Below are 13,299 nucleotides of genomic sequence, written 5' to 3'. Positions count from 1 at the left end.
CGATACGGCTGCCGGTCAGCGAATATTGATCTGCACCTTCAGCAGCTCGGGATCTTTCGGCTTCGCGAGGAATGCCGGCGTCTCCTCGAGCGAGATGACCTTGGACACAAGCGGCTCGAGCAGGACGCGGCCTTCCTTGACCCAATCGAACGCGCTTAGAAACGTGTAATTGATCGCCATCGAGCCGAGAATCGTCCAATCCTTGTTGTACAGATCGAACGGACTCAAGCGCACCTGCGCGTCCTTGGCCGTGACTCCGAACTGCAAATACTTGGCCGTCCTGCCGAGCCGCGTCATCGCCTCCTCGATGACGGACGGAATGCCCGTCGCGTCCACGACGACGTCGAACGTCCTGCCCGCCAGGGCGTCGCGGTCGCGCTGCGCGTGCACGGCCTCGGTCGCGCCGAGGCTGCGGGCCAGCTCCAGCTTGCGGTCCGACACGTCGACGACGGCGAGCTGCGCGGCGCCCAGGCGCGACAGCGACTGCACGAGCTGCAGGCCCATCGCGCCCGCGCCGTACAGCAGCACGGATTGACCCGCCTGCAGCTGCAGCCGGTTCATCGCGTGCACGACGCAGGCCATCGGCTCGACGAACGCGGCCGTCACCATCGACATGCCGTCGGGGAGCTTGACGACATTGCGCGCGGGCACCGCGACATATTCGGCCATGCTGCCGTCCACGGTGTTGCCGAGCGCGCCCCATTGCTCGCACTGATTGCCGCGGTTGGTCAGGCAGTAGCGGCAGCGGCCGCAGAACAGCGACGGATCGGCGGTGACGCGGTCGCCGACGGCGAAGCCCGAGACGCCCGCGCCCAGCTCGTGGACGACGCCGGAGAACTCATGGCCCGGGATGATCGGATAGGGCGATAGAAACTCTCCTTCGAAAATATGAAAGTCCGTGCCGCAGATGCCGACCTGTGACACCGCGATCACGATCTCGCCCGGTTTGGGCGACGGATAAGGTACCTCCTTCACGACAGCCTGATGCGGCCTCTCGATGACGAGCGCTTTCATATATTCGCACCTCTTTCTTCAGAATCGGACGCGATCCGGACTTCCCGGCCCGTCCGCGACGCTTCCCCGGTCGCGAGCAGCGCGGCGAGCGTCCGCAGGTTGTCGCAACCGGATATCGACGGCTCCCGGCCCTCGCGGATGGCGGCGGCGAATTCGGCCAGCACGCCGTGTATGCCTTCCCGGCCGGCTTCAGCCGTCGCCAGCCTGCGCGGCGCGCCGTCTCCCGCCTCGACATAGACGCCGTAGCCTTCGCCCATGTCGTCCAGGTACACGGCTCCGCGATCGAACCGGAACTTCCATCGTCCCTCCCACGGGTCGGCCGCTCCGGCGGCCACGAGGCTGCTCGCATAGAACACGGGCACGCCTCGCTTCGTCTCGTATACCGCCTCGACGTTCGGATCGCCGGCATAGCCGCTGCCCGCCGCATTCCACGTTCTGCCCCGCACCGAGGCGATATCGTCTTCCAGCAAATATCGGATCATATCGACGTGGTGGACGGACATCTCCATCAATATGTAGTTGTCCATCTGCCGCTGATAGGGCTTGCCGTCGTGATCGAAAAAGAAATGGGCGTGCGCATGTCGGAGGGCGCCGAGGGAAGGGTCGTCCAACGCCGCTCTCAAGCCGCGTACGACGGAAAAATAACGGTAGTTCTGGTTCACCATCAGCCGAAGTCCGCGCTCTTTCGCCAATCGCACAAGTTCGGCGGCATCCTGCAGCGTAAGCGTAAACGGCTTTTCCACGAGCACATGCAGACCGTGCTCGAGCGCAGCCCGGCACAGCTCGAAGTGAACCGGCGAAGCCGCGGTGACGAGCAGCGCGTCCGCCCCGGTCTCGCGAAGGGCGTCCTCGTGACGCCGGTACAGCCGTCGCTCGGAGATGCCGTGCCGACTCGCGAACGCTTGCAGCGCCGCCGGGTCGGGATCGATCAGCCCGGCGTACTCGAAGTCGGGGGAGGCGGCCACGAACTGGCTGCCGACGTTGCGTCCGTGGCCGCCGAGCCCCGCCTGAAGCAGCTTCAGTCTCATGCCCCGTCCCCTCCTTCTCCCGTCTCCTGTGACTCGCGATAACGATAGCCGATCGAGCCGCCCGGCGGTATTTTCCCGTACATGTACAAGGCTGTCATCTCCTCGGTCACGACGAGCGAATGCTCGTCGCCCTGCCGGGTCAGCACCAGATCGCCAGGGCCAATCTCGTATGAATCGCCTTCCGTCGTGCAGAGGCCCCTGCCGCTCACGATGACCCAATACTCGTTGCAATCGTGATAATGAAGCGGAACGACCTGGCCGACCGTCAGCCGGTTGATGCCGTAGTGATTAATCTCGCTCCACAGCGGGTAGCGCTCCCTCTCCTGCTCGTCGATCCGGATGACCGGCATGCCGCTTCCTCCCTCATGTCGCATGATCGGCCGCTGCCGCTCCGGGGAAGCGACATGACCGTCTCGTTTTTTTGGCCAAGCTGAAGTCGTCCGCCTGAATCCAGGTGTCTCCGCCCAGCCCTTGAGCTTATAGCTCGTATTCGGCTCGACGCACATTTCTTCGTTAAGGCAGGGCGTCATGCGACGGGCACGGGGTATCGTCTGACGACGGCGCATATCCGATAACTGCAAATCTGCAGTTATTTGCTCCCGAGACACGACGCTTGGCAGCGATAACTGCATTTATACAGCTAATCTGCAATCCCGCGCCGTATGTACGCCACTTTCCGAGAGATTACTGCATATTTGCAGCTATCGTTGCGATTATGTCGCAGCCTCGAGGAATTAGCTGCATATTTGCAGCTATCCTCGATTTGGCGCCGCGATCCGGCGCTTAATCTGACAACCGGCCGAACGGGGCCCGACTCGGCCAGGCCAGGCCAGGCTCGGCTCAGCTCAGCTCGATCAGCACGACGCTTCTGGCCGGTATGTCCAGCGAGACGTCTCCGTCCGGCGACCGGCTCAAGCCTGCGAAGTCCGCTCCCTCTGCACCCTCCCCGAACCACCGGGCGGCCATCCGGCTCATCCCGTAAGCCGCCGGATCGATCCGCACGCGCGTACGCTGCGGCGTCTCGCCGACATTGGCGAAGAACAGGCCGACGCTCTCGTCCTTGTACTGCCAGGCGGCGTGCACGACGGCATCGACCGCCAGCTCGCCGGCGTCGTTGTATTCCGGCGTCTCCTTGCCGTGATTGTAGTGATACCAGTCCATGAAGACCCGCTCCCGCTCATAATCAAGGGGTCGCAGCATCCGCCCGTAGGCCCAGTACTTGTTGGCGGCGCCGACACGGAGCCTCGCGTAGACGCCGACATAATCCGCGCGCTCCTCGTCGAACGCATAGCCCCGCGGATCGAACGCGTAGTAGTGCTCGTCGGGCGAATTTTCTTTGCCGTCCAGCGCCTCCATCGGGCTGTATTCATAGTTGAGCTCGTACAGGCCGCCCCATAGATACGTACGCGCGACCGTATAATAGAACAGCTTGCCGATCTCCCGCACCAGCTTGCCCCAGCCGTCCATCCGCAGGACGCCGTAATCGTGGTAGACGTAGCTGAACATCGGGACCAGCTCCGCGTCGCCGGTCTTGAGCAGGTCGCGCTTGGGCCAGATCTCCAGCGGCGCAGCCGGCTGGCCGCCCGCCCGCGCCTGGTAGAAGTCGATCAGGCCGAGCATCGTCTCATTCATCATCTCGGTGCCCATCGGCACATAGCGGCCGGCGATGCCGTTCATGGCGGCTTTGGTATCCGCATAGTTGCGGCGGTACGCCTCCTCGATCAGGCCGCCCGCGCCGACCGGATGCCCGTGGCTGTCGTCCATGCATACCTTGAGGATGTTGTTGGCCGAGATGTCGTAGTAGATGGCATCCACATCTACGGTCCGCTGCAGCTCCGCATCGCGCCGGACATGGAAGTCGTGCGTGTACGAATGGGCCGGGCACAGGAACGGGAACTTGTAGCCGTCCACGCTCTTGACGCGCTCCGGGAACTGCTGCGCCGCCGCGCGCCCAAGCGCGCCGTCCGCGCCTCCGAAGTGATAGAGATAGTCGAATTCGAAGGGCGCGTACTTGTCGCCGTACGACTTCATCGCCTCGAGATTGGCCGGATCGAACCGCGTCGGGAACCAGTCGTCGAACCCGCCGGGCACGCCGCTGCCGAACGTCTGCGGCGCATGGGTCCAGTCCGGCCCGAGCACATGGAACATCGGGGTGCCGATATGCCGGTGGTAGGCGTCGAGCCATGCGGTGCGGTCGCTGCCTGCGTTGATGCCGAACGTGGCGACGCCCATATCGCGGTACAGCCACTGTCCGTCCTCGTCCATGCGGTCGGCCAGCTTGCCGCGCGCGCACCAGGACTGCGCTTCGGCCCAGTCGCGATACCGGTCCGCCGCCTCGTGCCAGCCCGCGCCGGCCAGCAGCGACAGCTGCATCTCATACGCGGGCGCGAGACCCTTGCCGGGTCCGATATCCTCGCAGCCGTGAATGAATGAGGCTTCGAGCAGGTCGCGCCCGTTCTTGTAGAAGTTCAGCCACTTCGGATGACCGCCGCCGTCGAGCGCGGCGAAGTAGAGCCCGCCCCGATCTTGGCCGTAATAGGCAAAAAACTGCATCGTCGCGCCGGAGAAGCTCTCCGGGTACGGCATATACCGCATCCCGACGCCGTTCGGCGCGAAGTGCTTCATCGGATTGCGCACGAGCACGCCGGTCGCGAACGGGTGCGCAGCATAATCGCGCTCGCCCGCGTCGGTGACGGTGCGGATATCGGGGAGGATCGGGTATTCCAGGCTGAGCAGCCGGGCCGCGGGAGCGCCGTCTGCCGCGCAGCGGAAGGAGACGGTCCCGTCCCCGACCGCGAGCGATACCTCCGCCCTGACGGCGAAGCCGGCGGCCGTCCGCCACGCGAGCGCGACGGCCTGGGGCGCATCGGACGTTCCCTGCGATACCGACCATTCGAACGTGTCGAAGCTGCCGTCCACGCCTTCGTCCGTCTCCAGGCGGAACGGTTCGACGAGCGCGGCCTCGGTCGGCGCGGCATTGCCGGCCGATGCCTCGTCCGCCGCGGCGATATAGTCGATTCCGCGCTTGCGGTCGCGCAGCAGGCGCACGGCGCCGTCGCGGTCCCCCAACTCCAGCCGCAGCCATTCGTTTTCCAGTACGATCATCGCTTAACGCCTCCGATTGCTTATTTCAAGCCGGATATTTTGATGCCCGAGATGATGTGCCGCTGGAAGATCAGGAACAGGATCACGGTCGGCAGCGCGGACAGCGCCGAGCCCGCCATCAGCATGCCCATCTCGGTCGACCGCTCGGAGCGGAATGTGTACAGGTACTGCATGATCTGGAACAAATGCGGATTGGTGATCGTCATCGTCGGCCAGACGAAGGAGTTCCAGAACGCCAGGTAAGAGCCGATCCCGACGATGACGAACACGGGGAACGACATCGGCAGGAATACGCTCGTGAAAATGCGGGCGCGGCCGGCGCCGTCGATCAGGGCGGCTTCCTCGAGCGCGAGCGGAATGTTCAGATAAAACTGCCGGATGAAAAACATATGGCCGGCCGATGCGACGCCCGGCAGCACGAGCACGGCCAGCGTGTCGAGCATGCCCATCTTGTTGACGACGATAAACGATGTCAGCAGGATCGCCATGCCGGGGACGAACATCGTCGTGATGACGTACACCCACATCAGGCCTTTGAATTTGAAGTCCAGCCGTGCGAATACGTACGCCGCCGACGCGTTGACGGCCAGGCTGAGCGCGGCGAACAGCACCGCGCCGCCGAACGTGACGAGCATCGACTGGACGAACGTCCAATCGCCGAGAATGTCGGTATAGTTCTGCACGAGCCAGCGCTTCGGAAAAAAGCGGAACGGCGTCGCCAGCACCTCGGACCGCTCCTTGAAGCCGGCGATCGCGACCCAGAGCAGCGGGAACAAGGCGACCAGCGTAACCGCCGCGGAGATGGTCGTAATGATCGATTTTTGCGTTCTCGTCAATGTATTCATGTCTCGCAACCTCCCCTTCTCGCGCCTCGCGCGCGGATTATCCGTCGATCGCCTTCTCGGAATTGAGCACCCGGAAGATGATGGCGGAGATGCTGCCCAGCACCACGAACAGCAGCAGCGAGGCGGCGATCGAATTGCCGACCATCACGTCGTTGCGGAAATGGTTCAGGATGTACAGGTTCGGCGTCACCGTCTCGCTGAGCGGACCGCCGTTCGTCATGACGAGCGACAGCTCGAACTGCGAGATTTGGGCGGTGAAGCCCGTCACGAGCAGGTAGAGGATGACGTTGCGCATGAGCGGGATCGTAATGTGGCGCATCTTGGCCCAAGTGCCGGCGCCCTCGAGCTCCGCCGCCTCGTAGTAGCTCTCGGGGATGTCGTGCAGCCCGGACAGCATGATGAGCGAGGTGAGGCCGAAGCCGAGCCAGACGGCCGGTACCGCGATGCTCGGCAGCGCCGTACGGACGTCCGCCAGCCATGCGATCGGCTCCACGCCGAACCATCCGAGAATATAATTCGCCAGGCCGGCGGTATAGTCGTAGATGAAGACGAAGATGACGGACGCCACGATGCCGGAGATGATCGTCGGGATGTAGACGGACGTCTTGACGAAGCCGGAAAATCGGGGAGACAGATTTTTGACGACGCTCGCAAACAAAAAGGAAAGCACCAGCATCGACGGCACGACCATCAGCGCGAACTTGAGGCCGGTCCAGACCGACTCGAGGAACAGATCGTCCGTCAGGACGAGATAATAGTTGCGGAAGCCGACGAACTTGGACTCCTGATAGAAGCTCCAGTCATAGAAGCTGACGACGAGCGCGTAAAAGAAAGGCACGACAACGAAAATCGTCAGCAATATTACGATCGGCGCGAGCAGCAGGTATGCCGTCTTGTTGTCTTGCTTGAACTTGGATACGGAACTTGATTTGGCCATCTCTAATCACCGCCATGCTCGGGATGAGAGCGGCATTCCGGCGGACGGGATGCGTCCGCCGGAATGCCGCCGTTCGTTGGAACTCGCGAAGTACGAGGCTTAAGCTTGCGGGTTGGTGCCTGCGAGCTTGTTTTTGGCGATGAAGTCGTTGACGTCCTTCTCCGCCTTGGCGATCGCCTTGTCGACGCTCGTGCCCTTCATGGCGGATTCGATGCCGGTGGATACGGCCAGCGCGACATCCCACGGATAGAGCGGCTCGCCCTTCGCGTACGGGATGATCTTCTCGGCGATGAGCGCGCGCCATTGGTCCTTGGATGCGTCCGGGTCGCTCTTCATCGCTTCGTCTACGGATTTGCGCGGCGAGAACTTGGAGAACTGCGCCGTCTTGAAAAAGTCGATCATGATGGCAGGATCGCCGGCCAGCAAGTACTGGATGAAGCCTGCCGCTTCCTGCGGGTGCTTCGCCTTGCCGTCGACAGCCAGCGTCCAGCCGCCGAGCGTCGCCGTCGGCTTCGTCTGGTCGCCGTCGATCGAGGCCATCGGCGCGATGCCGACCTTGCCTACGATATCCTTGTACGAGTTGCGCAGCTGGCCCATCGCCCAGGAGCCGCAGATCTGAATGGCGACCTTGCCTTCGCCGAAGCCCTTGATGTCCGCATAGCCCGCAAGCTGCTGCTTCGGCATCGCGCCGGATTGGTAGGCGTCCTGATAAAACTTGTAGAGCGCCTTGTAGCCGTCGTTGTTGATGTCCGCCTTGGACCAGTCGTCCGTCAGCGCCAGATGGCCCGCGGCATTATACTGCAAGCCCCAGCTCGACCAGCCGAGATCCGGCGCGTTCTGTGCGATCGAGAGGCCGAATACGCCCTTCTTCGTGAGCTTCTTGGCGTCCTCCAGCAGCTCGGCCCACGTGGTCGGCGGCTTCTCCGGATCGAGTCCGGCTGCCTCGAACAGGTCCTTGCGGTAGTACATGACCGCCGACGGCTCGACCAGCTTCGGATAGGCATAGTACTTGCCGCCGACGCTCACGAACGCCTTGACGTTGTCGTACAGATCGTCGAAGGCGGTAGGATCCATCAGGCCGTCCAGCGCCTGAATCTGGCCGGTCTTGGCGGCGTTGGCGATGTTGCCGTAGTTGATCGTGCGGATCTCGGGCGCCTTGCCGGCGGCTTGGGCCGCCTTCATCTTCTGATCCCAGGCGTCGCCCGGCACGATCGTCAGCTTGATCTGCACGTTGTTCTGCGATTTGTTGTACGCGTCGACGTACTTCTTGAACCAGGCGTCGGTCGTGTCTTCGAACTTCTGCGCCCAGAAGTCGACCGTGACCTTCTCGGCAGGCGCCGCGCTCTCGCTGGCGGGGGCGCTGGCGGAGGGACTCGCGGAGGCGCTGGCGCTGGCCGGGGCGCTGCCGGTGTCGGATGCGCTCGGGCTCGCATTGCCGCCTCCGTTCGAACCGCCGCACGCGGTTGCGGCCAGCGACAGCGTCAGAAGCGCGGAAGACATGACCGTCAGAGACTTGAGCTTCTTGCCTTTTTGTTTTTGCATGTTTTGAATCCTCCCTTTTTGTATGAAGCTGCTATTTAAACGCTTATCGCGATTAAACCGAATGCGCTTTCATTTTTGCAGCGATGCCTTGAACCAGAACACGTTGTACGGGTCCCACAGCGACAGGGCAAAGTAAATCGTCCTGCCGTCGTCCGCCGTGTAGCGGTCGTTCATGAACGGCCCGTACAGCCCGGGCTGCTCCGCGTTCGTCACCAAATCCAGCGGCTCGCCCCAAGGTCCCCATGGCGCCAGTCCTTCGCGGATGACGACGCCGCGTCCTTCCTTCAGATAGGTCATCAGCCACCGCTTCAGGTACGGGTTCCAGACGACGGACAGCTCGCCGACCGTATCGTCCACGACCGTCTCCGCCGCCGCCATATCCGCGCTCCAGACCGGCTTGCCTTGATCGTCCTGTCCCGCGTAGTAGCGGTATGCGTCCTGGCGCTCGATATCCGCCTCGCCGACCTTCATCAGCTTGGCCCCGCCGAATCGTCCCGACGGGATGCACCACAAGTAAATGTCCGTCGTGCCGTCGCCGTTTTTCACCTTGTAAGGACTTACTTGAATGAAGCTGCTGTCCCCCGGCCACTGCGGCGCATCCAGCAGCGTCCAGTTCTGTCCGTCGTCCGTCGACTTGGCTACGCCCGCGTACCCCGCGTCCCACTTGCCGGGATCGCCCCAATGGCTGACCGACATGTAGTACAGATACAGGGCGCCGTTCGCCTCGATGCCGTGCGTCGGAATCTTGGTCATCTCGTCGAAGTCGATCTTCTTGGACGGGAGCAGCTCCTTGGCGAGGCCGATATCGTCCTCGATCATGCCGTCCAGCGAGATGCCGTCCGACGGATCGGCGTCCGTCGTATAGCCCATCGTGTTGGAGCGCCACAGACTGCCGCCGCCCCCGATCTGGTCCGCCGCGCGCTCGCCGAACGTATCACCGAATACGAAGTACGTCCGGTCGCCGGCGTTCATCATCGAGCCGAGATCCGTCCCGTATACGGCATAGCGATCCGTCTTGTTCGGCGACTCCGCGCCGGTGATCTGACCGACCTGCGCCATGTCCGCAATGCCCTTCAATACAAATGATTTGCCTGACGGATCGAGCATCGGATCCGCCTTGGAGCCGCCGGTGCAGCCTGCAGAGACGACGAGCAGCAGGGCTGCGGCTGCGGCGGCCAGGCCCGATCTGGGCTTCAAGGGACCACCTCCTTCAAAAGTTCGCGTCGGCTCACGGGTTCTGGTGCCCGAAGATGCGCGCCAGCGTCTGCGGGTTCTGCGGCTTGATATCCGGCAGCGGCAGCCGCGCTTCGACCTTGGGCAGCGTCGGGAACGCTTGATGCGGCTCCGACTGGTACCAGTACGCCGTCGACGAGACGTCGTCGCTGCGGTGATTGTTGTGGCCGTGCTCGATCGTCACCTTGATGCTCTGCTCGAACATGATCGGATCGAGAATGTGGTACCGGTACGTGGAGATCTTGCCGCTCCAGTTCGGCCCCCCGCCCAGGATGATGCCGTGATACGGCGTGCACACTTCCTGCTGCGGGCACCAGGCGGTGTTAAAGTAATCCTCCATGCCCGTGCCGTGCAGCGTCGGCGGCCAAGGCTCGCCGTCGATGAAGATCATGTCGTCGCCCTCGCCGTACCAGTTCCACTCGCGCGTGTCGCGAAGATTATCGATGTTGAAGTTGCAGCCGATATAGTGGCCCCGGCCGACCGCGTCGAGGATGACGTAGTTGCCGTCGCCCGTCGTGTTTTTGCCGCCGAACTCGAACTCCGCGTTGTCCACGCTTTCGTCTGCGATGCCGTCCGTCGGATTCTCCCTGCGCCACTGCGCATGGAATCGGAGTTCGTCCGCCGGCAGGCTGTCGTACGCTTCGTAGTCGACATAGAAGTAAAACTTGATCGGCTGCTCGGCCTCGCTCTCCACCGAGATGCGGGCGCCGCCGGCGAACGGCATCCGGAAAAAGCTGTTGAACGCCTTGCCGTCCTCCGGGCTCATCATGAGCGCAGCCGACGTGTAGTTTTTGGTAATGCCGTGGCCCATACCGAAAAAGTCGCCGATGGGCGCCTCTACGCTCGGCTCGGACTCTCCGTCCCAATACATGCGGAGCACGATCTTGCGCGGGAGGTACTGCTCCTCGGTCGGCGCGTCCGTCGCCATCGTCATCCAGATGTGTGTGATGGCGCCTGCGCCGTCGATCCGGCAGATATCCGTGTTGTCGCCGGGCTTGATCGAGAAGTAATCCTTGTTGCCGCCGCTGCGGTCGTAGCTGGATTCGCGCTTTCTTTTGCCGGTTCTCGCCTGGCTGAGCGAGGCTAAGCTCTGCTGCATATGCATGTGGTGTCTCTCCTTTATGTTCGCCATTCGACTTCTTCATTGCCGGGCGGTGGGACCGGTCGGCCACGGCTCTCGTTAACTGCAATCATGCAGTTATTTGCGGCGATTGCGCCTACAAATGCCCGTTTACCTGCAAAAATACAGTTAAATCGTCTACGTACGCCGATATGGTCGGGCATGTTGATCGGATAGATGTACATTTGCAGCTATTTCATCACGCCTGGCGGACGCTTGCAGAAATAACTGCACAAATGCATGTATTGCTGGATGACGGTGACCGGCACTGCGAACCGATCGCGACCACGCGTCCTGTCTGTCCTCCAAAAGGAAAATTGTCGGTATTGTGCGATCGATTGCAGATTGCGGCGCGCATAGTGTGCGGGCATAGTGTGCGTGCCTACTGTGCGTGCTACTGTGTGTGCCTACTGTGCGTGCCTACTGTGCGTGCCTACTGTGTGTGCCTACTGTGTGTGCCTGCTGTGCGTGCCTACTGTGTGTGCCTACTGTGCGTGCCTACTGTGCGTGCCTACTGTGTGTGCCTACTGTGTGTGCCTACTGTGTGTGCCTACTGTGCGGGCATAGTGTGCGGGCATAGTGTGCGGGCATAGTGTGCGTGCCTACTGTGCGTGCTACTGTGCGTGCCTACTGTGCGTGCTACTGTGTGTGCCTACTGTGCGTGCCTACTGTGCGTGCCTACTGTGCGTGCCTACTGTGCGTGCATAGTGTGCGTGCATAGTATGCGGGCAGCTCGGTTACGCCGTCCGCTTAAGCAAACCCCTGATCCGCAATCGATTGCAGATCGGCGGGAAAAGCGCATCCGTCAATGCGGATGGCTTTTCAACGCTTTAAGCCGCTTCATCAAGCCGCTGTCGCGGCCGAAGTAATCGTGCAGCTCCGCGTATTCGCGATAGAGCCGGTCGTACAGCGCGACATTCGCCGGGTCCGGCTTGAACGTCTCCTCGCGGATGCGGGCCATGCGCGCCGCTGCGTCGGCGACGGAGCCGAACCCGCCGGCCTCGACGCCGGCCGCGACCGCGCCGAACATCGCCGCGCCGAGCGCCGCCGTCTGCGTCGAATCCGCGATGCGGATCTCGCGGCCCGTCACGTCCGCGTAGATCTGCATGAGCAGCCTGTTGCGCTGCGGCAGGCCGCCGCAGGCGTACAGCTCGTCGATTCGCACGCCGCCGGCCTCGAACGCCTCGATGATCCGGCGCGTGCCGTACGCCGTCGCTTCGAGCAGCGCGCGATAGATCTCCTCGGGCTTCGTCGCGAGCGTCAGCCCGACGATGAGGCCCGTGAGATCGGCATCCATGAGCACGGAGCGGTTGCCGTTCCACCAGTCGAGCGCGAGCAGTCCGCTCTCGCCCGGACGATATGCGGCCGCCTGCCGCTCCAGCCATTGATGGACGCCTGTGCCGCTCGCCTCGGCCGCCTGCTTCACGTAGGCGGGCACCGCCTCCTCGACGTACCAGGCGAAGATGTCGCCGACTGCGGACTGTCCGGCTTCATAGCCGTAATACCCGGCTACGATGCCGTCCTCGACGACGCCGCTGACGCCCTCGGCCAGCACTTCGTCCGCTGTCAGCAGCAGATGGCATGTCGACGTGCCCATCGTCAGCACGAGCTTGCCCGGCGTCACGACGCCTACGGCCGGTACCATCGCATGGGCGTCGATGTTGCCGACGGCCACGGCCGTGCCGGGTCTGAGGCCCATGGCCTCCGCCATCGCGGGCGACAGTCCGCCCGCCTTGGCGCCGAGCGGCAGAATCGGCCCCCGCAGCTTCGTGGCCGGCAGGTCGGCGAGCCGCGGATCGAGCGCCGCCAGGAAGTCGCGCGACGGGAAGCCGTCCCGCTTGTGCCAGAACCCCTTGTAGCCGGCCGTACAGCTGTTGCGGACGAGCTCGCCCGTCATCTGCATGACGACCCAATCCGCCGCCTCCATGAACAGATCCGCCTGCGCATACAGCTCCGGCGCCTCGTCGAGTATCTGCCAGATTTTCGCCAGCAGCCACTCCGAGGATGTCTTGCCGCCGTAGCGGGCGAGGAACGCCTCGCCGCGCGCGGCCGCCGTCTCGTTGATCTTGGTCGCCTCGTCCTGGGCGGCGTGATGCTTCCACAGCTTCACCCAGCTGTGGGGCCGATCCTGCCACTCCGGCTTGAGGCAGAGCGGCATGCCCGCCTCGTCGAGCGGCATCATCGTGCACGCCGTAAAGTCGATGCCGATGCCGATGACGCTGTCCGGAGCGGCGCCTGCCTCCTTCAGCACGGCGGGCACGGATGTCCGCAGCACCTCCATATAGTCGGACGGATGCTGCAGCGCCCAGTCCGGCGGCAGCCGCTCGCCCGTACCCGGCAGCGTCTCGTCGATCACGCCGTGCCGGTAGGGCGTCACATGCGTGGCAATCTCCTCGCCGGTCGCGATATCGACGAGCAGCGCCCGTCCCGATTCCGTGCCATAGTCGACGCCGATCGCATAACGCTTTTTCACGC

The 13,299-nt window shown here is 63.2% G+C and carries 10 protein-coding genes; all 10 read right to left on the bottom strand.

Annotated elements, in window-relative coordinates; all coding sequences use genetic code 11:
* Positions 1 to 15: 15 nt before the first annotated feature.
* Positions 16 to 1,014, bottom strand: coding sequence for a zinc-dependent alcohol dehydrogenase family protein (locus VQ071_RS23600; RefSeq protein WP_340516696.1), 999 nt, complete (start codon positions 1,012 to 1,014; stop codon positions 16 to 18).
* Entirely contained in the window at positions 1,011 to 2,042 is a 1,032-nt protein-coding gene (locus VQ071_RS23595; RefSeq protein WP_340516695.1) for a Gfo/Idh/MocA family protein, read from the bottom strand. Before VQ071_RS23595 ends, VQ071_RS23600 begins: the two co-directional genes overlap by 4 nt.
* Positions 2,039 to 2,392: a cupin domain-containing protein gene (locus tag VQ071_RS23590; RefSeq protein WP_340516694.1), complete on the bottom strand. Its 354-nt coding sequence runs from the start codon at positions 2,390 to 2,392 to the stop codon at positions 2,039 to 2,041. The genes VQ071_RS23595 and VQ071_RS23590 overlap by 4 nt, the downstream gene beginning before the upstream one ends.
* 490 nt (positions 2,393 to 2,882) lie before the next feature.
* Entirely contained in the window at positions 2,883 to 5,147 is a 2,265-nt protein-coding gene (locus VQ071_RS23585) for a DUF6259 domain-containing protein (RefSeq protein ID WP_340516693.1), read from the bottom strand.
* Positions 5,148 to 5,167: 20 nt separating this feature from the next.
* The gene (locus tag VQ071_RS23580) at positions 5,168 to 5,992 is read right to left on the bottom strand and encodes a carbohydrate ABC transporter permease (protein ID WP_340516692.1); all 825 of its coding nucleotides are present in this window, start codon (positions 5,990 to 5,992) and stop codon (positions 5,168 to 5,170) included.
* A gap of 37 nt (positions 5,993 to 6,029) precedes the next feature.
* The gene (locus VQ071_RS23575; protein ID WP_340516691.1) at positions 6,030 to 6,929 is read right to left on the bottom strand and encodes a carbohydrate ABC transporter permease; all 900 of its coding nucleotides are present in this window, start codon (positions 6,927 to 6,929) and stop codon (positions 6,030 to 6,032) included.
* Between the two features lie 99 nt (positions 6,930 to 7,028).
* The gene (locus VQ071_RS23570) at positions 7,029 to 8,471 is read right to left on the bottom strand and encodes an ABC transporter substrate-binding protein (RefSeq protein ID WP_340516690.1); all 1,443 of its coding nucleotides are present in this window, start codon (positions 8,469 to 8,471) and stop codon (positions 7,029 to 7,031) included.
* A gap of 69 nt (positions 8,472 to 8,540) precedes the next feature.
* Positions 8,541 to 9,668, bottom strand: coding sequence for a DUF4185 domain-containing protein (locus tag VQ071_RS23565; RefSeq protein ID WP_340516689.1), 1,128 nt, complete (start codon positions 9,666 to 9,668; stop codon positions 8,541 to 8,543).
* Between the two features lie 31 nt (positions 9,669 to 9,699).
* Positions 9,700 to 10,803: a glycoside hydrolase family 172 protein gene (locus VQ071_RS23560; RefSeq protein WP_340516688.1), complete on the bottom strand. Its 1,104-nt coding sequence runs from the start codon at positions 10,801 to 10,803 to the stop codon at positions 9,700 to 9,702.
* Positions 10,804 to 11,629: 826 nt separating this feature from the next.
* Positions 11,630 to 13,297, bottom strand: coding sequence for a ribulokinase (locus tag VQ071_RS23555; RefSeq protein WP_340516687.1), 1,668 nt, complete (start codon positions 13,295 to 13,297; stop codon positions 11,630 to 11,632).
* Between the last annotated feature and the right edge of the window lie 2 nt (positions 13,298 to 13,299).

Source organism: Cohnella sp. 56 (assembly GCF_037963805.1).
Classification (GTDB): domain Bacteria; phylum Bacillota; class Bacilli; order Paenibacillales; family Paenibacillaceae; genus Cohnella.
This window is presented reverse-complemented; position numbering and strand designations above follow the sequence as displayed.

Excerpts from the sequence above, each read along its gene's own strand:
- VQ071_RS23600 (WP_340516696.1), bottom strand. The coding sequence starts at position 1,014 with ATGAAAGCGCTCGTCATCGAGAGGCCGCATCAGGCTGTCGTGAAGGAG.
- VQ071_RS23595 (WP_340516695.1), bottom strand. The coding sequence starts at position 2,042 with ATGAGACTGAAGCTGCTTCAGGCGGGGCTCGGCGGCCACGGACGCAAC.
- VQ071_RS23590 (WP_340516694.1), bottom strand. The coding sequence starts at position 2,392 with ATGCCGGTCATCCGGATCGACGAGCAGGAGAGGGAGCGCTACCCGCTG.
- VQ071_RS23585 (WP_340516693.1), bottom strand. The coding sequence starts at position 5,147 with ATGATCGTACTGGAAAACGAATGGCTGCGGCTGGAGTTGGGGGACCGC.
- VQ071_RS23580 (WP_340516692.1), bottom strand. The coding sequence starts at position 5,992 with ATGAATACATTGACGAGAACGCAAAAATCGATCATTACGACCATCTCC.
- VQ071_RS23575 (WP_340516691.1), bottom strand. The coding sequence starts at position 6,929 with ATGGCCAAATCAAGTTCCGTATCCAAGTTCAAGCAAGACAACAAGACG.
- VQ071_RS23570 (WP_340516690.1), bottom strand. The coding sequence starts at position 8,471 with ATGCAAAAACAAAAAGGCAAGAAGCTCAAGTCTCTGACGGTCATGTCT.
- VQ071_RS23560 (WP_340516688.1), bottom strand. The coding sequence starts at position 10,803 with ATGCAGCAGAGCTTAGCCTCGCTCAGCCAGGCGAGAACCGGCAAAAGA.